The organism is Klebsiella sp. RIT-PI-d (assembly GCF_001187865.1).
In the GTDB taxonomy this organism is placed as follows: domain Bacteria; phylum Pseudomonadota; class Gammaproteobacteria; order Enterobacterales; family Enterobacteriaceae; genus Superficieibacter.
Genome location: NZ_LGIT01000009.1, coordinates 314,615 through 339,021 on the forward strand (window position 1 = coordinate 314,615; position 24,407 = coordinate 339,021).

General features: G+C 55.4%; 21 protein-coding genes. 12 read left to right on the plus strand and 9 right to left on the minus strand.

Annotation, left to right across the window (positions count from 1 at the left end):
• Positions 1-2: 2 nt before the first annotated feature.
• The 7 genes from AC791_RS08070 to fepD form a co-directional block, all read right to left on the minus strand.
• A complete protein-coding gene (locus AC791_RS08070) occupies positions 3-1,121 on the minus strand; it encodes a CfaE/CblD family pilus tip adhesin (RefSeq protein ID WP_072094314.1) in 1,119 nt (372 codons plus the stop codon).
• Complete coding sequence (locus tag AC791_RS08075) at positions 1,118-3,820, minus strand: TcfC E-set like domain-containing protein (RefSeq protein WP_049839957.1); 2,703 nt, start codon at positions 3,818-3,820, stop codon at positions 1,118-1,120. The genes AC791_RS08070 and AC791_RS08075 overlap by 4 nt, the downstream gene beginning before the upstream one ends.
• Positions 3,821-3,894: 74 nt before the next feature.
• Positions 3,895-4,389, minus strand: a complete 495-nt coding sequence (locus AC791_RS08080; protein ID WP_049839958.1) for a CS1 type fimbrial major subunit — start codon at positions 4,387-4,389, stop codon at positions 3,895-3,897.
• Positions 4,390-4,414: 25 nt separating this feature from the next.
• Positions 4,415-5,128, minus strand: coding sequence for a fimbria/pilus periplasmic chaperone (locus AC791_RS08085; RefSeq protein WP_049839959.1), 714 nt, complete (start codon positions 5,126-5,128; stop codon positions 4,415-4,417).
• A 378-nt stretch (positions 5,129-5,506) separates the two neighbouring features.
• Positions 5,507-6,316: an iron-enterobactin ABC transporter ATP-binding protein gene (gene fepC, locus AC791_RS08090; protein ID WP_049839960.1), complete on the minus strand. Its 810-nt coding sequence runs from the start codon at positions 6,314-6,316 to the stop codon at positions 5,507-5,509.
• The gene (gene fepG, locus AC791_RS08095; protein ID WP_049839961.1) at positions 6,313-7,305 is read right to left on the minus strand and encodes an iron-enterobactin ABC transporter permease; all 993 of its coding nucleotides are present in this window, start codon (positions 7,303-7,305) and stop codon (positions 6,313-6,315) included. Before fepG ends, fepC begins: the two co-directional genes overlap by 4 nt.
• Positions 7,302-8,309: a Fe(3+)-siderophore ABC transporter permease gene (gene fepD, locus AC791_RS08100; RefSeq protein ID WP_049839962.1), complete on the minus strand. Its 1,008-nt coding sequence runs from the start codon at positions 8,307-8,309 to the stop codon at positions 7,302-7,304. Before fepD ends, fepG begins: the two co-directional genes overlap by 4 nt.
• 144 nt (positions 8,310-8,453) lie before the next feature.
• On the opposite strand from fepD, the gene entS reads away from it, so the two are divergent.
• Positions 8,454-9,704, plus strand: a complete 1,251-nt coding sequence (entS, locus tag AC791_RS08105; RefSeq protein WP_049839963.1) for an enterobactin transporter EntS — start codon at positions 8,454-8,456, stop codon at positions 9,702-9,704.
• A gap of 3 nt (positions 9,705-9,707) precedes the next feature.
• Here entS and fepB read toward each other — a convergent pair whose 3' ends face one another.
• Positions 9,708-10,667, minus strand: coding sequence for a Fe2+-enterobactin ABC transporter substrate-binding protein (gene fepB / locus AC791_RS08110; RefSeq protein WP_049839964.1), 960 nt, complete (start codon positions 10,665-10,667; stop codon positions 9,708-9,710).
• 180 nt (positions 10,668-10,847) lie between these two features.
• On the opposite strand from fepB, the gene entC reads away from it, so the two are divergent.
• The 7 genes from entC to AC791_RS08145 all read left to right on the plus strand — a co-directional run bounded on the left by entC (position 10,848) and on the right by AC791_RS08145 (position 18,298).
• Positions 10,848-12,023 carry an isochorismate synthase EntC gene (entC, locus tag AC791_RS08115; protein WP_049839965.1) on the plus strand — a complete coding sequence of 392 codons (1,176 nt, stop codon included), beginning with the start codon at positions 10,848-10,850 and terminating at the stop codon, positions 12,021-12,023.
• A 9-nt stretch (positions 12,024-12,032) separates the two neighbouring features.
• Positions 12,033-13,643 (plus strand): (2,3-dihydroxybenzoyl)adenylate synthase EntE, encoded by a 1,611-nt coding sequence (entE, locus tag AC791_RS08120; protein WP_049839966.1) that lies wholly within the window; start codon positions 12,033-12,035, stop codon positions 13,641-13,643.
• Positions 13,644-13,656: 13 nt separating this feature from the next.
• On the plus strand, positions 13,657-14,514 hold the full coding sequence (locus AC791_RS08125; protein ID WP_049839967.1) for an isochorismatase: 858 nt from the start codon (positions 13,657-13,659) through the stop codon (positions 14,512-14,514).
• The gene (gene entA / locus AC791_RS08130; protein ID WP_049839968.1) at positions 14,514-15,269 is read left to right on the plus strand and encodes a 2,3-dihydro-2,3-dihydroxybenzoate dehydrogenase EntA; all 756 of its coding nucleotides are present in this window, start codon (positions 14,514-14,516) and stop codon (positions 15,267-15,269) included. The genes AC791_RS08125 and entA overlap by 1 nt, the downstream gene beginning before the upstream one ends.
• Positions 15,270-15,271: 2 nt before the next feature.
• Positions 15,272-15,685 carry a proofreading thioesterase EntH gene (gene entH, locus AC791_RS08135; RefSeq protein ID WP_049839969.1) on the plus strand — a complete coding sequence of 138 codons (414 nt, stop codon included), beginning with the start codon at positions 15,272-15,274 and terminating at the stop codon, positions 15,683-15,685.
• A gap of 250 nt (positions 15,686-15,935) precedes the next feature.
• Positions 15,936-18,041: a pyruvate/proton symporter CstA gene (gene cstA, locus AC791_RS08140; RefSeq protein ID WP_049839970.1), complete on the plus strand. Its 2,106-nt coding sequence runs from the start codon at positions 15,936-15,938 to the stop codon at positions 18,039-18,041.
• A 59-nt stretch (positions 18,042-18,100) separates the two neighbouring features.
• Complete coding sequence (locus AC791_RS08145) at positions 18,101-18,298, plus strand: YbdD/YjiX family protein (protein ID WP_049839971.1); 198 nt, start codon at positions 18,101-18,103, stop codon at positions 18,296-18,298.
• Positions 18,299-18,317: 19 nt separating this feature from the next.
• On the opposite strand, the gene AC791_RS08150 is transcribed toward AC791_RS08145, so the two are convergent.
• On the minus strand, positions 18,318-19,406 hold the full coding sequence (locus AC791_RS08150) for an oxidoreductase (protein WP_049839972.1): 1,089 nt from the start codon (positions 19,404-19,406) through the stop codon (positions 18,318-18,320).
• Positions 19,407-19,570: 164 nt separating this feature from the next.
• On the opposite strand from AC791_RS08150, the gene AC791_RS08155 reads away from it, so the two are divergent.
• The 4 genes from AC791_RS08155 to AC791_RS08170 are packed head-to-tail and all read left to right on the plus strand — an operon-like array spanning position 19,571 to position 24,388.
• Positions 19,571-21,073 (plus strand): sugar ABC transporter ATP-binding protein, encoded by a 1,503-nt coding sequence (locus AC791_RS08155; RefSeq protein WP_049839973.1) that lies wholly within the window; start codon positions 19,571-19,573, stop codon positions 21,071-21,073.
• On the plus strand, positions 21,070-22,065 hold the full coding sequence (locus tag AC791_RS08160; protein WP_049839974.1) for an ABC transporter permease: 996 nt from the start codon (positions 21,070-21,072) through the stop codon (positions 22,063-22,065). The genes AC791_RS08155 and AC791_RS08160 overlap by 4 nt, the downstream gene beginning before the upstream one ends.
• 20 nt (positions 22,066-22,085) lie before the next feature.
• Complete coding sequence (locus AC791_RS08165) at positions 22,086-23,150, plus strand: sugar ABC transporter substrate-binding protein (protein WP_049839975.1); 1,065 nt, start codon at positions 22,086-22,088, stop codon at positions 23,148-23,150.
• Positions 23,147-24,388, plus strand: a complete 1,242-nt coding sequence (locus AC791_RS08170) for an LVIVD repeat-containing protein (RefSeq protein WP_049839976.1) — start codon at positions 23,147-23,149, stop codon at positions 24,386-24,388. Before AC791_RS08165 ends, AC791_RS08170 begins: the two co-directional genes overlap by 4 nt.
• The last annotated feature ends 19 nt before the right edge of the window (positions 24,389-24,407 follow it).

The window sequence follows — 24,407 nt, forward strand, 5'->3', positions numbered from 1 at the left end:
CATTAAATACTGTTCAGGCTGGGGCTAAACTCAACGCGCAGCGTCCCTTTATAATATCCGGCGACTTTGTCGGCGATCCTGAATTTATCGACAATAAGACGCAGCGGTGTCGGGGCGCAAAGTACCGGGTAGGTGATCGTCGGCAATCTGACCGGACGGATCCGATCGGTACCGTTTTGTCCCGCCTGCAATGTGAAAGTGTTGCTGTTTTTCACCGTCATCCACCCTTTGCTGTGGGGATCGAACATCTCAAGGCGATAATCAATGCGTTCAGCTTCAGCCGTTCCACCGGAAACGGTATTATAAATAGAGAAATAACCGTTTTTACGATTGGCCCCGGATTTACCTTCATCATTGAACGACAGTTTCATGCTATCGCTGTTCGAGTTGTAGCCATCGTATAAACACATATCCAGCGTAGTGACATCTTCGGTAAAACTGTTCCCGGTAACGGAACCCGTGGGATGCAGATCGAGCTGGACCAGCGGATTAGCGCTGTTAAATTCCGGAAAGTAGATGTCTTGTTTGCCGGTGGCCTTGCCTTTCAGGGTAATGTTGGCAGTGTAATCAATGGTACCGCCACCGCTGTATTTCAGCTTGAGTTGGCCCTCCCATATCCCCCCGATGGGAAGAGCATTCATCTCGTTTTGTGTTATCCATACGGTTAACGTTTTGGAGTTAGTATGTATGCTCCAGGTATCATTGAAACAAGCCCAGTCTTCCCAGGAGTTAAGGCTCTGCTTACCAGCACAATAGCTTGAGTTAGCAGGATCGGCGCTGTCGTAGTACAAGTTTTCAAGATACGCCTGAACCTTAAAAGTATGCTGCATTTTACTTCGTCTTTCAGTCAGTACCATAGAGATGGTTGAGCCCTTCTTACTTTGATGCGTACAGGTCTGGTGCAACGCGGAATTATTACAGTCATAGGTACCATGGTAAGCCTGGCCGGTTGAGTATCCCGTAAAATCATGATCCCACAGATAAACGTCGGCAGGCGCGCCACCGGAGAGTTCATATTCCTGCATAGTGCTTACTGTCGGTGTAGGGCCAACAACGGTGGTGGCTTCGGCGTAGCCGCTGGTGAATATTGCACATACCCATAAAAATTTTATCCATTTCATTGCACATTCTCCCTTTGTGCCGTTTCCAGGGCCTGTTTACGCAACGACTGTTTTAACTGTGCCTGGACCTGAACCTGCGGTGGTAACTGTTCATAGGATATGACGGAACAAACCACCTCTCCGGCATAACGAATGCTGGCGCGCTTCTTGACGATGTTAAGCGGGCATTTCAGGAAGGACTGTGCGGCAAGAATGAACAGATCCCTTGAGTCTCCCTGCATTTCCAGCGTAAATCCGCCGTTTTCTGCCATCAGCAGCATGGTGCTGTTCAGACCTATTACCGGTAAATGTTTCATGCTTTCTGGCAGCAGCAGGCGACCAATATAGTTGTCGTTAAATGAGGCAGAAACTTCGCGATAGCGTAGTTTACCCGGCAGAAGCATCAGATTTTGCTTACCCGAACCCGTAATTACATTGGTGGTCCCGCTCTGATGCTTACGCGAGCTGTCATTAACTTCTACGTAGCCCATTTCGTAACCGGTATACGGGAACAGCACGGATTCATTGCCGGTCAGGCTGGCCTTGTTGCCGTTGGCGTTAGCATCGACAGACAACGGCTCCGATGTGTCTTCTGCGATATTTCGCACTGACACCAGCACGGCAGCTGACGGATCGCCATTGCCGGAGCGGCCGATTTGCACACCATGACGGCTTACCGCCAGCGTTGAGCTATAGCTGCCGGTAAAAGCGGTAGTATGATCGCGATCTTTACGGTCATAGCTGTCCGAGAGGTTAGCACTCATATTGCCATACAGGCTATCGATACGGCCATTAACCCCGCTGTCCAGCGTATCAGTATTGATACCGCTAAGGCTAACACCGACTTCTTTATGGTTGATATTGTCGTCATACCAGGTACGAGACATATTCCAGGACGTCTGCTCGCTGGCATTCTTACTGTTTCGATAATCAGCGCCAAAGGTCGTGGAGTGGCTGCGTGCGCTGGCATCCTGACGAGGCGCTTCATTGAAGGTTAACATCAAATAGCCGCCGCGATCGTCACTGTCACAGTTGCTGTCATCTCGGGTAAACACGCCAAAATTGGTATTGATAATCCAGTTACTCAGAGTAAAGCTGCGGGTCGCGCTAAGCTGCACGTTATCGGAAGTCGAATTTGCATCCGTCTGGCTAAAATAGTTATCGGTAAAACTGTCGTCGTTATCCCAGCGAGTGTGATAGTCCGCATGATTACGGGTACGGTTCCAGTTTAATGACAGGTTCCAGTTATAAATATTCTGTGAGATACCCGCGCTGATGCTTTCAAAACAGTCGAGATCGGCATCATTTGCGTCGTTATCCCCGGAGCACTCCCCACCACGCGTATCCTTACGATAGAAACTCAATGAGGGCAGATTGTCGGCATGCCAGTTCAACTGTTGCATATTGCCGCTCCCACCCCGATCGGTGCGGTAGAAACCGTTTTGCAAGTCCGTATCGCCGAAGGCGTCAAATGAGGGAGTAATATGAGTGTTAATTTCTGCTGAGAAGTTATTGTCTACTGAGGCAACGCCGAGCATGACGTCACTGCGGGCTGTGACCGGAATGCGCAGACCGGCCTGCGCCGAGGTGGGATGACTGTCGCTGTCATCGTCGTTAATGGACGTATCGTCATCATCGCTTAATCTTCCCGCCTGCATAAACCACTGAATATGACCGTCCGTCAGATCGCCGGTTTTAGTGAATGGCACGACGTCGGTACGGGCAAGCTGGTTGCTCTCATATATTTTCAGTTGCAGGGTGTAGCTTCCCGACGGAAATGACGAGGTATCCAGCATCTGGTTACCGCCGCTCAAATAAAACGAACCGAGTAACTGATTGTCCCGATAAGCATCTACGCGGGAGCTGCGGGAAAGTAGGACGCTGACCGGTGTCCCCTGGCTGGCCCGATCGCGGTTAAGGTAGCTGAGCGTCGAACCTGTGCGGAACCCGTCAAATTTGTCGAGGGGTAAAAAGGAGAAAGTAAAGTTACCGCCGTCAAGGTTAAACAGACTACGACTGTCCATTCGCCCGCCCTGCACGTAAAAGCGGCTCAAAAAATCATAGCGATAATACAGTTCGTTAACGTCTGCATCCGTCTGTGATTCACCGTCACTCTCGTTACTGTTGAGGTTCCAGTAAGCCCCAATATAACTATTTTCCGTTACCCCCAGCGCACCTGTTCCTTGCAGATATGCCGATTTAAAATCATCCTGAATGGCGACGTTAAGATCCTGCTGGTGGATAAACGCGTTTGCCACATTGTCATCGGCGTTAGGCGTCAAATACAGCGAACGTGTCGTATCATCCGGATACCACGCTTTATTCAAAAAAAGGTCAACGGCGTTCTGTTCATCATTATAAATCAGTGCAACGTCATCAGTCGTAATATAACCACAGCCGGTGCTGACATTATTTGCTGAACAGGCAAGTTCACCATGGCGTGCCAGCGGTTGATTTAATTTTTTACCGATATTGACAGCATAGGTTTTATTATCACCTAATGCCATTGCAGCAATAATTTTTTGCGGCTGCTCGAATTTTACGCTGTCGAGATTGACGGTCGCATAGAATTTACCTAAGTGCCGTCCGGCAAGAAAGACATCAACGTATTCCTGTTGACCGAGTACAATAGCTTCAAAGCCCGGCGGAATTTTATCTGTGCGCGCGGTCGCTACATTGAGCATGGAAAAGATGACTAATCCAAAAATTGACTTTTTCATTACTCAACCATCATCCCTGTTATGGTAAAAATGAACCGAAGAAAGTCCCCGGTTCATTGCTGTCCTGTCTGCAATTACTGATATAGATAAAGGCTCACTACGCCCTGATATGTACCGGTATTCAGTGGTTCTTGTACGGTCTGGGAAATCTGCAATTGTTTAGCAACTGAACCGGTTTTGACGGCATCAGCCGTATTTGGGAACAGCTCAGTTGCCTTCAGCGTGGTGTCGGTGGTGGTCAGCTCACTGTTACCCCATTTAACCGTCATTGGAACCGTCTCTCCGCCAATGTTATTAATCAGGGAAAAATCACTAACCAGTTTTATTTTTATATCCTTTGACACGTCGTTTGACCAGATTTTAGTCATCAGTGAATAGGGTGCCAGACCCGTGCCCGGAAAGTACTGCATATCAATATTTTTCGGCAGAGAGGAGCCATCGGTTTGGGTCATATCCAGCGCTGCATCAACGCTTGCAGTGACAGTAATATCCTTTTGTACTGCCATTGCGGAACCCATGGTAGACACCACAGCCAGTGCCAGTAAAGATGTAATAATCGTACGTTTCATTTATTTATTTCCATATAATTAAAACTTAACGAATTGCAAAGTCTTTCGAATATTTTGACTTATCAATCCAGTTCCAGTACTGAACAACAACGCGGTCGTAATTCAGTACGTTATTTGGTGTATAGCCTGAACCTGGATAAATATTTTTATCTACTTCCTGCCATACACATTCTTTTGCAGCCTGATTCTTTTTGCACAAACCCGTCTTTAAAATTTTAAATCGCTGATTGCCGTTGTTTTGAATTTGTCCGCCGGGTTGTAGTTGCATACTCAAATGAGGATGTGCTGGCGGTACGCTCACTAATACGCCCCAAATAAGATTGAGCGTAACCTGCGATTTAACACCGCTGTTAGCATTAGCGCCAAGCGGGTTTTCCAGCTGCGGTACCGCCTCGAATTTTACCCGGTACGTGGTCTCTTCCTGCACTGGCTCCATTGCGACCAGACGCACCATTTTAGTGGCACCTGCGGGAAGGGCGAACTTAGGCGGCATAACGACAATAGCATTCGGATCGCCAACGGAAATTTCGGTTTCTTTTTCCTGTGGCGTATTTCTTCCGGATACAATGAGAGTTGTTGACTTAATATATTGAACTTCATCTGTTCTTGATATTACGCGGACGCTACCTTCACCCTCGGAATTTATATCAACGGCCATTGGATAAACAGACATGTTGGCATAGCTGGTTGAGGATGCGCATACCAGTAATGCTGTCCACAGATAAGAGATCCTCTTCATTTTAAAATTCCTTTTTAAGATAATGGCACTCAATTTTCTGTAGTAAACTAATGTTTAGTTTTAAGTTATCTTTTTTTTTCACAGAATGTTACCTTGAAAGATCCTATCATGGCACTAAATAATTTTTAAGTTAAATTTTCTAATAATTGAAAATTAATCGTTAATGTATTCATATTTTTTATAATTACTTCGATAATTAGTTATATAGCTGATTATTCCCTGAGGGTTTCCCTGCTAAAATAGAGTGGCCTGAAGCTATTCTTGCATCATATAATAAAAAAGAGATTGAGCTAACTTTATTGGCCTGGAAAGCGCTAAATCTGAGCCGTTGAGTGTGGCTCAGAGGTTTTTAACGAAATAAGCGTAAAGAAGGGAAGGTCAGTATAATGCAGCGGCACTGCGTCCCAGCGGCACGACCAGCGGAGTTCCTGCGACCGGATCGTCAATAATCACGCATTTCATGCCGTAAATTTTTTCAATCAACGCTGCGGTGACGATCTCTCCCGGCGCGCCCTCGGCAACAATCTTTCCGTCCCGCAGGGCAATCAGATGGGTGGCATAGCGGCAGGCCTGATTGAGATCGTGCAAAACGGCCGCGAGGGTATAACCCTTTTCGCGGTTCAGTTCACTCAACAATTCCAGCAGTTCAATTTGATGACTGATATCCAGCCAGGTGGTTGGCTCATCCAGCAGCATGATGGCCGTCTCCTGAGCAAGCACCATCGCAATCCACGCGCGCTGACGCTGACCGCCGGACAGCGTATCAACAGGCTGCGTCGCCAGATCGGTGATGCGGGTTGCCTGCATCGCCCGGGTGACCGCCTCCTCATCTTCCTGCCGCCAGCGGGTGAACAGCGGCTGGTGCGGATAACGTCCCCGTGCCACCAGCTCCTGCACGGTAATGTCGCCGGGAGTAGTGGCATTTTGCGCCAGCAGACCGATGCGCTTCGCCACCTCTTTGCTGGCATAGCGCTGGATCTGTTCCCCATCAAGATATACCTGGCCCTGCACCGGCGTCATCAGACGACTTAACGTCCGCAGCAGGGTCGATTTGCCGCAGCCGTTGGGACCAATAATCGCGGTAAAATGACCGTCAGGGATCGCCACGCTGAGCGACTCAGCAATGGTTTTTTTACCGTAAGCGAGCATAAGCTGGTCGCCGTGCAGACGGGAAATAGTCTCGGTCATTTTTTGCGCGACTCCTGAATAAGTAACACGATCAGATAAATACCGCCAAGGCTAACGGTGACCACGCCGACCGGAAGCTGGTAGGGGAGGAAAACGCGCTGGGCGCAAAAATCAGCGGCCAGCAACAGCAGTGCGCCGCAAAGTGCTGACTGGGTTAAGCCCCAGCGTGCGCTGCCGCTGAGACGCCGGGCGATATGCGGGGCGACCAGGGCAATAAACGAAACAGGGCCGACGAGTGCGGTAGACGCGGCGGTCAGCAGGACCGCCACAAGCATTAATAGCACACGGGAGCGTTCAACATTGACCCCGAGGGCACAGGCAGTGTCATCGCCCATTTCGAGCAGCCGCAGCCGACGCACCAGCAGGGTAGCGCAAATCAGCATCACAAAAATAAGCGGTGTAGCAGGCCAGGTTTTTGCCCAGGTCAGCCCGTTGAGCGACCCGGCATTCCATAATCCGGCGGCCAGCGCCGTTTCCAGGGAGGCTTTTAAGAGCAGCCAGGTGTTAAATGCCATCAACATGGCGCGGATGCCGATGCCAATAATGATCAGGCGAAATGTCTCGATTCCGTTGCGCCAGGCCAGCGCCCAGACCACCAGCGCGGTAAGGATGCCGCCGATCGTAGCGGCCACGGTAATGGCCGTCAGATGCTGACCAAACAGTACCATCGCCACCAGTACGCCGCTCCACGCCCCGGTATTCAGGCCCATAACATCCGGGCTACCGAGAGGATTACGCATCAGCGACTGAAATATGGCGCCGCTGACGCCGAGCGCCGCCCCGGTGATCAGCGCCATTAGCACGCGCGGCAGACGCCATTCATTGACCACCAGCGACATATTTCGTGGCGCCTCACCCAGCAGCGCGCTTATCACCTGTACCGGCGACAGGCTAACCGCACCGCTGCACAAGCTCCAGAGCGCCAGCAGCAGGCCGACGACGACGAGGGTAAAACAGCAGACGAGCAGACGCCGGGGGAGAACGTTCATCGCAGACCTCCCGACTGACGGCGGCGAACCAGCCAAATCAGCACCGGCGCGCCGATAAACGCGCTGACCACCGACACGCGTAGTTCACCGGGCACCAGCAGGCGTCCGAGAATATCGGCGAGCAGCAGCAGTGACGGCGTGGCTAAAAGCGTGGCGGGAAGCGACCAGCGGTGATCGGCCCCCATCAGCCAGCGGGCGACATGTGGCATCATCAGGCCGATAAAGGCAATTGGCCCGACCACGGCCGTGGCGCTGGCGCATAACACGGTGATAATCAGCAGGCCGACCAGCTGTGTCCGGGCTACTTTGTTGCCAAGCGCGGTTGCGGTATCGCTGCCGAGACTCAGGCTGTTCAGGCCCCGGCTAAGCAACAGCGCGCACACAGCGGCGAGGGTGACCGGAATAAAGACCACTTTCAGGGTGTGCAAGGTACGGATATCCAGTGAGCCAGCCTGCCAGAAGCGCAGTTGATCGTAGACGTCGGGGTTAAGCAGGGCGATACCGCTGGAGAGCCCTTCCAGCACTGCACTCAGCGCCACGCCCGCCAGGGTCAGGCGAACCGGGCTAAGCTGGCCTCCGCCCTGGCTGCCGGTAAAGGCGACCAGCAGCGTCGCCGCCAGCGCGCCGCCAAAGGCCAGCAGCAGCTGTTGTTGCGGTGAGGCGACGCCGAGCAGGGCGGCCCCCAGTACGATAGCAAAACTGGCCCCGGCGTTAACACCCAGTATTCCCGGGTCGGCCAGCGGATTGCGGGTGAGCGTTTGCATGAGTGCACCGGCGAGGCCCAGTGCGGCCCCGGCCATTATTCCGGCAAGCGTGCGCGGCAGTCGCGCATCAAGAACGATGGTGCAGTCCGCGCTTTGGCAGGTTCCGCTCAGCGCATCGACAACTACCGTAAAGGGCAGGGGCTTCGCGCCTACCAGTAAACTGAGTGCGGCGGTTACCGCTAATAATAGCAGGAGTCCCGGTAGCGCAATGGCCTGAAGCCGGGAAGGGGAGTGCGACATAACAGCTTCCATTGCATGATAATGATAGTAATTATCGTTATCGATCTTATTTGGTTATGGTAGCATGTGCGGCCACAAAATGGGTATCCCCAAAATCACCCGCAACGCATTCGGATAGCAAATGTATTGTGCAAAGGCCTTGTTATGAATCAACAATCCCGGCTGCTTAATCTGAGCCTGTTAAAGACGCATCCTGCGTTTCGCGCCGTTTTTCTTGCCCGCTTTATTTCTATTCTCTCTCTCGGTTTACTGGGCGTTGCCGTTCCGGTCCAGATCCAGATCATGACGCAGTCTACCTGGCAGGTGGGACTTGCGGTTACCCTGACCGGCAGCGCGATGTTTATTGGTCTGATGGTGGGCGGGGTGCTGGCGGACCGCTACGAGCGCAAAAAAGTGATTCTGCTGGCGCGCGGCACCTGTGGGATCGGGTTTATTGGCCTGTGCCTCAATGCGCTACTGCCCGACCCGTCGCTGACGGTGATTTATCTGTTAGGTCTGTGGGATGGCTTCTTTGCCTCGCTGGGCGTCACCGCGCTACTGGCAGCCACGCCAGCGCTTGTGGGGCGTGAAAATCTGATGCAGGCCGGCGCAATCACCATGCTTACGGTGCGTCTGGGATCGGTCATTTCGCCAATGCTGGGGGGTATCTTACTGGCCACCGGCGGTGTGGCATGGAACTATGGGCTGGCGGCCGCAGGCACCTTTGTGACCCTGCTACCGCTACTGCGCTTACCTGCACTACCGCCGCCGCCGCAGCCGCGTGAGCATCCGCTGGCCTCGCTGATCGCCGGGTTTCGCTTTTTACTGCGCAGCCCGCTGATTGGCGGCGTTGCGCTGCTCGGCGGATTGTTAACCATGGCAAGCGCGGTACGGGTGCTTTATCCGGCGCTGGCCATTAACTGGCAGATGTCTGCCGGACAAATCGGGCTATTATATGCCGCTATCCCGCTGGGGGCGTCGCTGGGGGCGTTGACCAGCGGCAGGCTGGCGCACCGCCAGCGGCCCGGGCTTATCATGCTCATGGCGACAACAGGATCGTTCCTTGCCATTGGACTGTTCGCGCTGATGCCCGTCTGGGCGCTGGGTGCGCTGTGTCTGGCGCTGTTCGGCTGGCTGAGCGCGATAAGCTCCCTGCTGCAATACACCCTGATCCAGAGTCAGACCCCGGAAGCAATGCTCGGGCGGATCAACGGATTATGGACGGCACAAAACGTGACGGGTGACGCCATTGGTGCGGCATTACTGGGCGGGCTGGGTGCCATTATGACGCCAGCCGCCTCTGCCAGCGTCAGCGGGTTTGGCCTGGTGGTCATCGGGATCGTGCTGCTGCTGCTGCTGAGCGAACTGCGACGGTTTCGCCAGCCGCCTCCGTCCGTGGAGGCTCCGGCGGGTTAATGCTTATTTGAACTGCGCGGCCAGCCGTTGCAGGACCCGCATGGCGCTGTAATAGTCGAGGCGGAAGGTTTCAGTCCCCAGCGCCCACACCTGCTTATTCTGCACCGCAGGCAGGTGGGAAAGCAGCGGGTTCGCATACACTGCGTCGACATCTTTCTGGTCGCCCGCGAACAGAAATAGCGCCTGGCCGTTGAGGCCCGCTGCCAGATGTTCCCCGCCAAGCTGGATAATATCGTGGCGTTTACCCTGGCTCTGGCTGGTTTGTAAACCAGCAGGCAGGGTCGCCAGCGTAAAGCCGAGTTGCTCAAGTAGTTTGCCCTGTGCGGATTCAGCGGTCCATAAATTGGCGCTGTGCGCCGCAGGCGTATAGACGATAGCGCTGACCGGCTGCGGCGGCAGTTTCATCTGCTGCCTGACGAGGGCCAGCTGACTGTCAAACTCGGCAATCCGTGCAGCGGCCTGTTTTTCCTGGCCGGTAATATGACCCAGTTCGGTTAATAACGCCTGCCAGCTTTTATCATCGTAATTAATGACCAGCGTCGGGGCGATGGCCGAGAGTTGATCGTACAATGCCAGCGCAGAATCGCCGCCGGTGGCGCTAATCAGGATCAGATCCGGCATTTGGGCGGCCACCGCTTCGGCACTGGGTTCACCAATATACAAACGGGCCAGCTGGCGTTTTTTTGCCACCTCGCCCCACTGGCGTAAAAACCCCTGACCGTCGGCCACGCGGTTATTAGGCGTGGTTGCACCGCTGGCGATGACCGGGGCATCAATCGCCAGCAGCGATCCGGTGAGCGTTACGCTGGTTGATACAATACGTAACGGCTTATGATCGAGGTTTTGTGTACCGTGACCATCAACAATCTGACGCGGCCAGTCGGCTGCCGGCGCTGCGGTTACTCCGAAAACAAAAAGCCCCAGCGCCAGTAGCGCAGTGCGCGGTAAAGAGAAAAATTTCACGAGCCGGTATCCTGTGTTGTTATAGTGAATGCTTCTCATTTTCAGCTTTGCGTCATACGGATGCAAGTCTTACCCGCACAAGATGCTATGCCTGACGGTTGACACAAAGCGGTTTTGCTTTTAGGTTAGCGAGCCAAAATATAATGATAATTATTATCTTTATCGTTTTTGGAGAGGATTATGGAAACGTCACTGGCTGACGATCTTCAGCAGGTAAACGCGACGCTGAGTGCGGATCGCTTTCTTTTTATGTCGCCGTTCCGCAGTTTTACCGCCACGGGCTGCTTTACGCGCGTGAGTGAACCCGCCGAAGGCGGCGACCAGCCGGAAAGCGCCTTTCAGCAGGCAGTCACCGGGGCCTTTGCCCGGGCAAGAGCCGCGGGCATCGCCAGGCCGGTGCTGGTCGGGGCGATCCCGTTCGATACCACCCGGCCCAGCGAATTGTTTATTCCTGAAAACCAGGTCGATTTCTCCCGCAAAGAGAAGCAGCTTTCTGCCCGCTATGCGGCCCACAAACAGCCGCTGAAAATTGACACGCGCCGGGAAATCCCGGAGCAGGACGCGTTTATGTCTATGGTCGCCCGCGCGGCTGACCTGACCGCCACGCCTGAAGTCGACAAAGTGGTGTTATCCCGCCTGATAGACATTGTTACCGACGCGCCGGTTAATAGCGGTGCGTTGCTTGAGCGTCTGATTGCCCAGAATCCGGCCAGCTATAACTTTCATCTGCCGCTCAGCGACGGTGGCGTTCTGCTGGGGGCCAGCCCGGAGTTATTACTGCGCAAAGAAGGCACCCGGTTTAGCTCCCTGCCGCTGGCGGGTTCCGCCCGTCGTCAGCCGGATGATGTGCTGGATCGGGAAGCCGGCAATAAGCTGCTGGCCTCAGAAAAAGATCGCCACGAACACGATCTGGTGACGCAGGCGATGAAAAGCGTGCTGGCGCCGCGCAGTCGTTATTTGACCCTGCCGGGATCGCCGCAGTTAATTACCACCCCAACGTTATGGCATCTGGGAACGCCGGTTACCGGCGAGTGCGATGCGCAGGAGAATGCGCTGTCGCTGGCGTGCCTGCTGCATCCTACCCCGGCGCTGAGCGGCTTCCCGCATCAGGTGGCGAAGCGATTAATAGCCGAGCTGGAGCCGTTTGAGCGCGAACTGTTTGGCGGCATCGTTGGCTGGTGTGATGATGAAGGCAACGGTGAATGGGTGGTGACCATCCGCTGCGCCCGTCTATATCAAAATCAAATTCGCCTGTTCGCCGGCGCAGGTATTGTGCCTGCCTCGTCGCCCATTGCCGAGTGGCGTGAAACCGGCACCAAGCTCTCCACCATGCTGAATGTTTTCGGCCTACAGTAAGGAATGATAATGCGTATTCCGTTTACCCGCTGGCCGGAGGATTTTGCCCGCCTGTACCGGGAAAAAGGCTACTGGCAGGATCTGCCCCTGACCGACATTCTCACCCGTCATGCCGACAGTGATAAAACGGCGGTCATTGATGGTGAACGCCATATTAGCTATCGCGAGTTACATCAGGCGTCAGATAATCTGGCTGCCGCGTTACAGCATCAGGGTATTAAGCCGGGCGAAACGGCGCTGGTGCAACTGGGCAACGTCGCTGAACTGTATATCACCTTTTTCGCGCTGTTAAAGCTGGGGGTTGCCCCGGTAATGGCGCTGTTCAGCCATCAGCGATCTGAGTTAACCGCCTATGCTGCGCAAATCGAGCCGGCGCTTATTATTGCTGACCGCGAACACCCGCTGTTTGCCAGCGATGATTTTCTTAACCCGTTCGTCGCCGGGTGTCGTTCCGTGCGCATTGTCCTGTTGCGACACGATGGGGGAGAGCACGATCTTGGCGCGGCAATCTCACATCCGGCAGAGCAGTTTATAGCCACCCCGTCACCGGCCGATGAGGTCGCCTATTTTCAGCTCTCCGGTGGCACCACCGGTACGCCGAAATTAATTCCCCGCACCCATAACGACTACTACTACAGCGTGCGGCGCAGTAATGAAATCTGTCATTTTAGCGAGCGGACGCGCTTTTTATGCGCGCTGCCTGCGGCGCACAACTACGCCATCAGTTCTCCCGGCGCGCTCGGAGTGTTTCTGGCGCAGGGAACGGTGGTGCTGGCGGCCGATCCCAGCGCCACGGTTTGCTTCCCGCTGATTGAAAAACATCAGATTACCGTCGCGCCGCTGGTGCCGCCTGCGGTCAGTTTGTGGTTACAGGCGATCACGGAAGGAGAGAGCCGTGCCCGGCTGGCATCGCTGGAGCTGCTTCAGGTGGGCGGCGCACGCTTATCCGCCACCCTTGCGGCGCGCATTCCGCAGGAATTAGGCTGCCAGCTTCAGCAGGTCTTCGGGATGGCTGAAGGACTGGTTAACTATACCCGGCTCGACGACCCGCTGGATCGCATTATTAATACCCAGGGCCGACCGATGTGCCCGGATGATGAAGTCTGGGTGGCCGACGCTGACGGTAATCCGCTGCCGCCTGGCAACGTGGGCCGGTTGATGACCCGGGGCCCGTATACCTTCCGCGGTTATTTTAAAAGCCCGGAACATAATGCCAGCGCCTTTGATCGCAACGGTTTTTACGGCTCGGGCGATCTGATTGCCATTGATGAGCAGGGTTACATTACGGTACAGGGGCGTGAAAAAGATCAGATCAACCGCGGCGGGGAAAAAATTGCCGCCGAGGAGATCGAAAATCTGCTGCTGCGCCATCCGTCGGTGATCCACGCGGCGCTGGTCAGCATGGAGGACGAGCTGCTGGGCGAGAAAAGCTGCGCCTGGCTGGTGGTCAGCGCGCCGCTGCGAGCCGTACAGATCCGTCGCTTCCTGCGTGAGCAGGGCGTCGCCGACTATAAACTACCGGATCGCGTGGAGTGCATTGAGGCACTGCCGCTGACGCCGGTCGGTAAAGTCGATAAGAAACAATTGCGTCAATGGCTGGCATCCCGCTCGCCGGTCTGAAGGAGAACATATTATGGCAATCCCTGAATTACAGGCCTATGCGCTGCCCATCGCCAGCGACATACCGACTAACAAGGTCAACTGGGCTATTGATCCCGCGCGTGCGGCATTACTGATCCACGATATGCAGGACTATTTCATTCGTTTCTGGGGCGATAATTGCCCGATGATAGAGCAGGTGATCGCCAATATCGCCGCCCTGCGCCAGTACTGTAAGCAGCACAATATTCCGGTGTATTACACCGCACAGCCGAAAGAGCAGAGCGATGAAGACCGGGCGCTGCTTAATGATATGTGGGGACCTGGGCTTACCCGCTCGCCGGAGCAGCAAAAAGTGGTTGAGGCGTTGACGCCTGATGAGAGCGATACGGTGCTGGTGAAATGGCGCTACAGCGCATTTCATCGCTCGCCGCTGGAAGAACAGCTCAGGGCCAGCGGGCGCGATCAGCTGATCATTACCGGGGTATATGCCCACATCGGGTGTATGACCACCGCCACCGATGCGTTTATGCGCGATATCCAGCCGTTTATGGTGGCCGACGCGCTGGCAGATTTCACGCGTGATGAACATTTGATGGCGCTGAATTATGTCGCCGGTCGTTCCGGGCGCGTGCTGATGACGCAGGACATACTGCCTGCGCCGGTGCCAGCAAGTCAGAGCGAATTGCGTGCGCTGATCCTGCCGCTGCTGGATGAGTCGGACGAACCTCTCGACGATGAAAATCTGATTGATTACGGCCTGGATTCCGTTCGCATGATGGCTCTGGCGGCCCGCTGGCGTAAAGTCCACGGCGATATTGATTTTGTCATGCTGGCGAAAAATCCGACGCTGGACGCGTGGTGGGCGCTGCTTTCGCGCGAGATAAAATGATGTCCGGCTTCGACTTTCACGGCAAAACGGTATGGGTTACCGGCGCAGGTAAGGGGATTGGTTTTGCTACCGCCCAGGCGTTTTCCGGGGCAGGGGCTAAAGTGATCGGCTTTGATCTCGCCTTCGATCGCCGGGATTATGCTTTTACGACAGAAATCCTTGATGTCGCTAATGCAGTACAGGTGGCCGATGTTTGTCAGCGCGTGCTGGCCAGCGATGCGCGGCTGGACGTGCTGGTCAATGCCGCAGGTATTTTACGCATGGGCGCGACGGACGCGCTGAGCGCTGAAGAGTGGCAGCAGACATTTGCCGTCAATGTCGGCGGCGCATTTAACCTGTTTCAGCAGACCATGCCGCAGTTTCGCCGCCAGCAGAGCGGGGCGATTGTCACCGTGGCTTCCGACGCGGCGCACACGCCGCGTATCGGCATGAGTGCTTACGGCGCATCGAAAGCAGCGCTCAAAAGCCTCGCGCTGACGGTGGGTCTTGAACTGGCAGCCAGCGGTGTGCGCTGCAATCTGGTGTCACCCGGCTCGACCGATACCGATATGCAGCGCACACTATGGGTAAGCGATGATGCTGAACAGCAGCGTATCCGCGGGTTTGCAGAGCAGTTTAAGCTCGGTATTCCTCTGGGGAAAATCGCCCGACCTCAGGACATCGCCAATACCATTTTGTTTCTTGCTTCCGATCTCGCCTGCCATGTCACGCTTCAGGATATCGTAGTCGACGGCGGCTCCACGCTGGGAGCCTGACCGTGATCTGGAAACGTTCTTTAACGCTGGATGGGCTGAACGCCACCAGCCAGAATACGATGGTGGCGCATCTGGGCATTGTCTATACCCGACTGGGCGATGATACGCTGGAAGCGGAAATGCCTGTTGACGCCCGCACCCATCAGCCGTTTGGCCTGTTGCACGGTGGGGCTTCGGCGGCGCTGGCTGAGACACTGGGATCGATGGCCGGTTATCTGATGACCCGCGACGGCCAGTGTGTGGTGGGGACGGAATTGAATGCGTCCCATCACCGGGCCGTGTCTCAGGGAAAAGTACGCGGGGTTTGTCAGCCGCTGCATCTGGGGCGTCAGAATCAAAGCTGGGAAATCGTGGTGTTCGACGAGCAGGGCAGGCGCTGCTGTACCTGCCGCCTGAGTACGGCCGTGCTGGGATAAGCCAGAGCGGTGTTGCGGAGCAGGCCACCCTCACCCCCACCCTCTCCCTGAGGGCCGGGGTAAGGGGAGCCACAGCCACAAAAGCCTGTATTAGTTTCATACCGTTACCGTTCTAAAGTGATCCCCTTAACACTGTGATGTAAATAAACGGTTCAATATCCGATCTGCAACGTTTCTTAGTTGTTAAATCCCGCCCAATGCTCTAGAAACAAAATGTAACATCTCTCTGACTCAGGCCAGGAACACAACTATGAATAATTCAGGGAAATACATCATATGGGCATTGCTTGCGGTCGTTGGAGCATTTGCGCTGGGCTTTATCGCTCTTCACCGCGGAGAGCAGATTAACGCATTATGGATTGTGGTCGCGTCCGTGTGCGTTTATCTGATCGCATACCGTTTTTACGGCCTTTACATTGCCAGAAAGGTACTGGCAGTCGATCCCACGCGCATGACGCCAGCGGTACGTCATAACGACGGGCTGGATTATGTGCCTACCGATAAGAAAGTGCTATTCGGACACCACTTTGCGGCAATCGCCGGGGCAGGTCCGCTGGTCGGCCCGGTTCTGGCCGCGCAAATGGGCTACCTGCCGGGGATGATTTGGATCCTGGCCGGGGTAGTGCTGGCAGGGGCGGTACAGGACTTTATGGTGCTGTTCGTGTCCACGCGCCGCGACGGACGTTCGCTGGGTGAACTGGTGAAAGAAGAGATGGGCGCAACGGCAGGAATTATCGCGCTGGTGGCCTGTTTTATGATTATGGTGATCATCCTGGCGGTGCTGGCGATGATTGTCGTCAAGGCGCTGACCCACAGCCCGTGGGGCACCTACACCGTGGCCTTTACCATTCCGCTGGCGCTGTTTATGGGGATTTATATCCGTTATTTGCGCCCGGGACGAATTGGTGAAGTATCGGTAATTGGTCTCTTCTTTCTGATCTTCGCTATTATCTCCGGCGGTTGGGTAGCAGAAAGCGAAACCTGGGCACCGTACTTCGACTTCACCGGGGTTCAGTTAACCTGGATGCTGGTAGGGTACGGATTTGTGGCGGCTGTGCTGCCGGTCTGGCTGCTGCTGGCCCCGCGCGACTATCTGTCAACTTTCCTGAAAATAGGCACCATTATTGGTCTGGCGGTCGGCATTTTAATTATGCGTCCGACGCTGACCATGCCGGCGATGACCAAATTTATTGACGGCACCGGCCCGGTCTGGACCGGTAATCTGTTTCCGTTCCTGTTTATTACCATTGCCTGCGGGGCGGTATCAGGCTTCCATGCGCTGATCGCCTCCGGGACAACGCCAAAGATGCTGGCAAATGAAAATCAGGCCTGCTTTATTGGCTATGGCGGCATGTTAATGGAATCCTTCGTGGCAATTATGGCGCTGGTGTCGGCCTGTATTATCGACCCGGGCGTGTACTTTGCCATGAACAGCCCAATGGCGGTGCTGGCCCCGGCCGGCACTGTGGATGTTGTGGCGTCTGCGGCGCAGGTGGTCAGCAGCTGGGGCTTTAGTATTACGCCGGAGACATTATCGCATATCGCCAGCGAGGTGGGGGAGCAGTCCATTATTTCGCGGGCGGGTGGCGCACCGACGCTGGCTGTGGGGATGGCTTATATCCTGCACGGCGCGCTGGGCGGATTGATGGACGTCTCTTTCTGGTATCACTTTGCTATTCTGTTTGAAGCGCTATTTATTCTGACGGCGGTGGATGCGGGAACGCGTGCGGCACGGTTTATGTTACAGGATCTGCTGGGGGTGATGGCGCCGGGCCTTAAACGTACCGACTCATTACCCGCTAACCTGCTGGCGACGGCGCTGTGCGTGCTGGCGTGGGGATACTTCCTCCATCAGGGAGTGGTCGATCCGCTGGGCGGGATTAATACCCTCTGGCCGCTGTTTGGTATTGCTAACCAGATGCTGGCGGGCATGGCGCTGATGCTGTGCGCCGTGGTGCTGTTCAAGATGAAACGCCAGCGCTATGCCTGGGTGGCGCTGGTGCCAACGTCGTGGTTGCTAATCTGTACCCTCACTGCCGGATGGCAGAAAGCGTTCAGCCCGGATGCAAAAATTGGCTTCCTTGCTATCGCCAATAAGTTCCAGGCGATTATCGACAGCGGCACCATTCCACCGCAATATACGCAATCCCAGCTGGCACAGCTGGTATTTAATAACCGCCTGGACGCGGGCCTGACTATCTTCTTTATGGTCGTGGTGGTGGTACTGGCGCTGTTCTCTGTCAAAACGGCGCTGGCAGCGTTGAGGCAGAATGGCGTGACGACGAAAGAAACGCCGTATCAGCCGATGCCGGACAACCTCGATCAGATTGTAGCGCGCTCGAAAGGGGCGCACTGATCGTCCTCTGACTATCCCTCCCTCATCCCAGGGGAGGGATGACGTTTTATGGAGTAGCTATGTTTGATACCCTTTCTAAAGCAGGAAAGTATCTGGGGCAGGCGGCGAAAATGATGATTGGCGTACCGGATTACGACAATTATGTTGCGCACATTCGCGCCACCCATCCCGATCAAACCCCGATGACCTACGAAGCGTTTTTTCGTGAGCGTCAGGATGCGCGTTACGGCGCGAAAGGCGGCGTAAAGTGCTGTTAACTACGCCGTCTGAGCGCAGTTAGCCGCCGAAATACTCTACTTTTTCGATAGCAGCACGCAGTGTTGCCGGGGTCAGCGTGACCGGCAGATAGTGAATGGACTCTACCGGGCGCAGGGTATGCGCAATCACCCGATCCAGCGCATCATGATCGTTAATATCGACGTCCAGTTCGGCCAGGCGAGTGGGTAACTGAAATCGCTGGTAAGCCGCGTTAAGCTGCGCCAGCACATCGTCCTGACCGAGCAGGGCGCTTTGTACCAGAATACCGTAAGCGACTTTTGTCCCGTGGAGGAATTTCTCCGTCTGCGGCAATACCGTCAACCCGTTATGCACCGAGTGCGCCGCCGCTACGCGGGTGTAGCGCTCGCCTAATCCGCCTACCATGCCGCCGCCGGCAATAATCGCTTCTACCACATCACAAAATGGCTGCGTCAGTTCACCGCGCTGCCGATCGGCCAGCGCCTGCTCACTTTGCGCCAGCAACACGTCGCGGATCGCCAGCGCACTATTAATGCCGAGACGCACCGTCAGGGGCAGATTTTCCGGCTGCGGTGCCAGTACCACGGCTTCATACCACTTTGCCAGCGTGTCACCGATGCCCGCCAGCAGGTATTCCGCCGGGGCATTAAGGATAATGTGCGGCTCCACCAGCACCAGAAAGTTGGCATCAGCAAAAATTTCAAAGTGCAGCGCCTGTCCGGCATCGTTGTACCACACCGAAAGCGGTGTCCAGGCCGCACAAGTAGCGGCAATGGTCGGGATGGCGACAAACGGCAGGCCGAGCCGACGAGCCAGCGCTTTGGCCGTATCCAGCAGCGCGCCGCCGCCGACGCCAATCACTACTGCCCGGTCATCTCCGGCGATGTGTGCCAGCCGATCCACCTCTTTTTCACTACAGTGCCCGCGAAACAGAACGTGTTTTGCCCCCGGCGCGTTGAAGGCTTCCGGCAGATAAGGTCGTGCACCGGCAATCGCCCGCTCGCCATAAACCCATATTGCTCGTGACAGCTGCTCATCACGATAGAAATCGCTCAGCCGCGCGAGGCTGCCGCTGTGGGCGTAATAGTTGGCCGGGCCGGGAACGACGCGAATATCAGTATTGCTCATGGTGTGTTGTCCTTTTGCGTGATCGCTAACCTGATGTTATGTCTGGACATCCGGATGGCTAATAATATTTTGTTTTATGTTATGCCTTTTCTGTCGTTGCCAGTCAAGGCGATCGCAGGAAATATACGCTAAATCAAAACATTAATAATAAGGAGCCACCGCCGATGGAAGCCAGTCGCCTTGAAATGCGCGGGATCGGATTAGCCTTTGCCGGCGTGAAAGCCCTTAATCAGGTCAATTTCAGCCTGAACGGCGGATCGGTGCACGCGTTAACCGGGGCCAATGGCGCGGGGAAATCGACATTGATGGCGGTATTGTCAGGCACCTGGGATCACTATGAGGGCGAGATTGTCATCAATAACGCCGTCGTCAGTATCCGCTCGCCGCTGGATGCCAAACGACTGGGTATACATCTGGTCCAGCAAGAAGTTGATGTGGCGCTGGTTCCCGGATTAAGTATTGCCGAAAACATCATGCTGGACGCGCTGGCGGAGCCTGGTCACGGCTATCGCTGGGGTGAGATTCGACGCCAGGCGCGCGCGGCGTTAGCCCAGCTTGATATCACCCTCGACGTGCGCCGCGGAATTGACCGCTGCACGCTTGCAGAGAAACAGCAAATTCTGCTGGCGCGGGCGCTGTCTCACCACTGCCGATTTTTGATCCTTGATGAGCCAACCGCGCCGCTGGATCGTCACGAGAGCGAGCGTCTGTTTAGCGTGGTTCGCCGTCTGCAGCAGCAGGGTATCGCGGTGGTATTTATTTCCCACCGCATCCACGAACTGAAGGCCATTTGCGACACCCTGACCGTGCTGCGCGATGGCAAGCTGGTTGAGAGCGGGCCAATGGCCTCCCTGAGCAGCGAGGCGATCGTTGAGAAAATGCTCGGTCATGAACTACGTGATATCTATCCGCCGCGCCGTCCAGCGTGCGGCGAAGAGAATCTGTTAGCGATTGACGGCCTGCACGATTCTACGCTGTTGAAAGATATCTCCCTGCGCCTGCGCAAAGGCGAAATTCTCGGCATTGCCGGGCTGGCAGGGGCGGGAAAAACGGAGCTGTGTAAGGCGCTGTTCGGGGCAACTAAAAGCCGCAGTCAACGCGGGGAGTTAAACGGTCAGCCGTGGCATCCACGCGATCCCGCAGACTCTGTCGCCCGCGGTCTGGCACTGGTGCCGGAAGAACGGCGTAAAGAGGGCATTTTCGTTGAGGAAACGATTGCCATGAATCTGGCGGTCAGCGCCGATGACAGCTTTTCACGCTGGAGTCTTTTTGGACATCGACAGGCATGGCGCTGGGCGCAGGAAACCATTGCCCGGGTCGGCGTCAGAACCACCGGACCCGGACAGACGTTGCGGCGTTTATCCGGCGGCAACCAGCAGAAAGTGGCGATCGGCAAATGGCTGCGAAGCGATGCCAGCGTGCTGATTTTCGACGAGCCAACCAAGGGCGTCGACGTCAAGGCGAAAACGGATCTCTTTCAACTGATCGACGGGCTGGCGCGTGAAGGGCGGGGCATTATTTACGCGTCCGGCGAGTTTAATGAACTTGTCGGCTTGTGCGACCGAATTTGCGTGCTCTGGGATGGGCGCATTGTGGCAGAAATCGCGGGCGAAGCCGCCCGGGAAGAGACCTTACTTTATTATTCGACCGGAGGAACGGCGGCGTGAGCAAAGCCCTTTCAGCAACAGCGGCGGTTTTATCCCGTCGGCAATTTTTCGATTTTCTTTTTAAATGGGGGGTGCTGCTGACGGTCGTCGCGCTGATCGCCATTTTTGGTCTGGCGTCGGACAACTTCCTCGACCCGTTCAATATTATCAACATCCTGCGCTCAATCGCCATTGTTACGGTGATTGCAATTGGCGTATCCATTTCGCTGACCGTCGGCGGGTTCGATCTTTCGGTCGGCTCCACCGCCTCGCTGGCGAATTCGCTGGTGATCTCGCTGTTTGTCTGGCACGGCTTTGGCACCACCGGCGCGATCCTCTTAACCCTGGCACTCTGCCTGCTGGTAGGGCTGTTTAACGCTTTTCTGATCGTTGTGCTGCGTATTCCCGACATGCTTGCCACCCTCGCCAGTCTGTTTGTGATCCAGGGCGTGGCGATGACCTACAGCTACGGTGGGTCGATCACCGAAAACATGGTGCTGCCGGACGGCGAAATGGCCGAGGGGACGATCCCCGCCGCCTTTAGCCTGCTCGGGCAGGTGCCGACAATTGTCATCATTATGCTGGTGGTGACGGTGCTGGCACAGCTTGGTCTGTCGCTGACTACCCATGGACGACGGATGTATGCCATTGGCGGCAATACCGAAGCCGCACGTCTTTCAGGCATCCGCACCACCCGTTACAAAGTGGCAGCCTACCTTATTGCTTCTTTACTGGCCGGACTTGGCGGCATTCTGCTGGCTTCAAGGATCGGCTCATCGCAGGTCAATGCCGGCGGGGGCTATTTGATGGATGCCGTGGCTGCCGCCTGGATAGGTTTTTCACTGGCCGGCTCGGGTAAGCCAAATGCGCTGGGAACGCTGGTGGGCGCGGTGATCCTTGGCGTGCTTTCCAACGGTCTGGTGATGCTTTCGGTACCGTATTACGCCATGGACATTATTAAGGGGCTGGTGCTGGCCGGCGCTCTTGCATTGACCTATTTCCAGCGACGCTAACTTTTCAGGGGAAAAGAGACATGAAAAAGATAACGCTTTCACTGCTGACGCTGGGACTTCTGAGCGCGCTGCCAGGGTATTCCGCTACGCCAGCACCGATCCCGGCCGCGATTGCCGATCATCAGGGACCGGTACGTATTGCGGTGATCCGCAATCTTGGGTCCGATGATAACACCACGCAGTTTGTCTCCGGGGCGGTCCTCGAAGGTAAAAAGCTTGGCTTTAAGGTCAGCACGTTCCTGAGCAACGGCGACGACGCTAAATTCCAGGATTTTGTTAATCAGGCCATCAGCCAGAAATATGACGGTATTATCCTGTCTCAGGGACGCGATCCGTACTCGACGGCGCTGGTAAAAAAAGCGGTCGAAGCCGGGATCAAGGTTTCTGTGTTTGATACCGCAGTCACCGGCGAGATCCCGGGCGTGACGGTCACTCAGCAGGATGATGCCTCGCTGACCGATCTCTCCTTCGGCGAGCTGGTTAAGGATTTCAACGGCAAGGCCAATATCATTAAGCTGTGGGTGGCGGGCTTCCCGCCAATGGAACGCCGTCAGGCCGCCTATAAAGCGCTGCTCAAGCAGAATCCGGGAATTAAAGAGCTGGAGTCAATTGGTGCCGTCTCTTCTGACGTGCAGGGTGATACGGCGAACAAAGTTGGCGCGGTGCTGGCGAAGTACCCGAAAGGGCAAATTGATGCCATCTGGGGTACCTGGGATGCGTTTAGTCAGGGCGCGTATAAAGCGCTAAAAGAGAACGGCCGTACTGAAATCAAACTTTATAGTATCGACATCTCTAATCAGGATCTTCAGTTGATGCGTGAATCCGGCAGCCCGTGGAAAGTAAGCGTGGCGGTCGATCCTAAGCTGATTGGGGCCACCAACGTGCGTTTAATCGCCAATAAGATTGCCGGAGAACCGACGCCTGCGGCCTACGATTTCAAAGCTGCCGCCATCCCTCAGGCGCTGCTGGCCAGTCAGCCGGGCGCAGTGAACGTGGCCGGGCTGGGTAAAATTATTCCGGGCTGGGGCCAGACAGAAGATTTTATCGCGCCGTGGTTTGCGACCCTTGAAGCAAAAAATAAATGAGTACGCTGCCTGTGCCCGAATACAGCCGCAATATGCGGCTGATTGGCCATAGCGACCAGGGCGGTCGTCCGGACGGCGTGCAACTGATGGTACATCGCGGTTTTGCTTACATCGGGCATATGGTGTCGCAAGGTTTTTCAATTGTTGACGTGCGTGACCCGAAAAACCCCGAAGCGGTAGGCTATGTTCCTGCGCCACCGGGTACCTGGAATGTGCACCTTCAGGCGCATGACGATCTACTGCTGGTGATCAATGCCCGCGATCTGTTCGCTGATGCCCGTTTTGCCGATGAAAAGGTGTACTACACCCGTCAGGTGGGCGAAACCGTCGGCGATATCCAGGACAAAGGCTGGAGCGCAGGAATGCGGGTATTCGATATTTCCGTGCCGGATAAACCGCGTGAGATAGGTTTCCTCTCCCTCGACGGGATCGGTATTCACCGCATCTGGTATGTCGGTGGCCGCTGGGCATATGTTTCCGCGCTGATCGACGGGTTTACTGACTACATCTTCCTGACCATCGATCTTGCCGATCCGCGTAAACCGGAAGTCGCCGGACGCTGGTGGCTACCGGGGATGAATCAGGCGGCAGGTGAACAGCCCGCGTGGCCAGAGGGAAAACGGTATGCGTTACATCACGCTATTATCGCTGGCGATACCGCCTATGGCAGCTGGCGGGACGGTGGCTTAACGCTGCTGGATGTAAAAGACAGAACCCAGCCGAAGCTAATTAGCCACCGCAACTGGAGCCCCCCGTTTGGCGGCGGTACCCATACGGCGCTGCCGTTGCCGGATCGCGATCTGCTGGTGGTGCTGGACGAAGCCGTGCTCGACAACCAGCAAGATGGTGAAAAGCTTATCTGGCTATTTGATATTCGTGAGCCGTCGAACCCGGTGAGTATTTCAACCTTCCCGCAGCCGAATGAAGTCGATTATGTGGCGAAAGGGGCGCACTTTGGGCCACATAACCTGCATGAAAATCGGCCGGGGAGTTTTGTCAGCTCAACGCTGATTTTCGCCACGTACCAGAATGCAGGCGTACGCGCGTATGATATTTCAGATCCGTACCGTCCGGTCGAAACCGGTGCGTTAGTGCCTGCTGCGCCACAGAAAATGATGGATACACGACCAGGCAGACCGCAGATTATTCAGTCCTGCGATGTGTTTGTGGACGCGCAGGGGATCATTTACAGCACGGATTACAATGGCGGGTTGTCGGTGATTGAGTATCGCGGATAAACCACTCTAACCCTCTCCC